The organism is Undibacterium sp. Ji50W (assembly GCF_049340445.1).
GTDB lineage: Bacteria > Pseudomonadota > Gammaproteobacteria > Burkholderiales > Burkholderiaceae_D > Undibacterium.
The window spans coordinates 1-323 of record NZ_JBMPOX010000083.1 but is presented as its reverse complement, the minus strand read 5'-3'; the positions used below and the strand labels follow the sequence as shown (position 1 = coordinate 323).

Annotated in this window: 1 protein-coding gene; it reads left to right on the top strand. The window is 53.3% G+C overall.

Annotated features, from left to right (window positions below; translation table 11 throughout):
- A partial coding sequence (locus ACO0K9_RS28120) for a hypothetical protein (RefSeq protein ID WP_422990709.1) occupies positions 1-323 on the top strand: 323 nt, incomplete at both ends.

Here is a 323-nt window from a genome sequence, read left to right as displayed (position 1 = left end):
GCCCGTACCCTGAGCGCGACTAGCCGCTTCAGCTACAACGGCGAAGAAGGTGCCACCCGTACAGCCGACCGCATCATCTTCACTGATGCCAACTTCAATGGTACTCACGCTATTGACGGCGGTGCTGTGGACAACAACACCACCAACAACAGCCTGAAGAACGACGACGTCATCGAACTGCGTAATGCAACTAACGCATCCATCGGCGACTTCAACGGCATCAAAAACATCGGTAACATTGAACTGACCAACGACACAGCCATCACCCAAGTGTCCCAAATCCAGTTGAATGACACCATCGTTGGTGCCCTGGTTGACAGCTA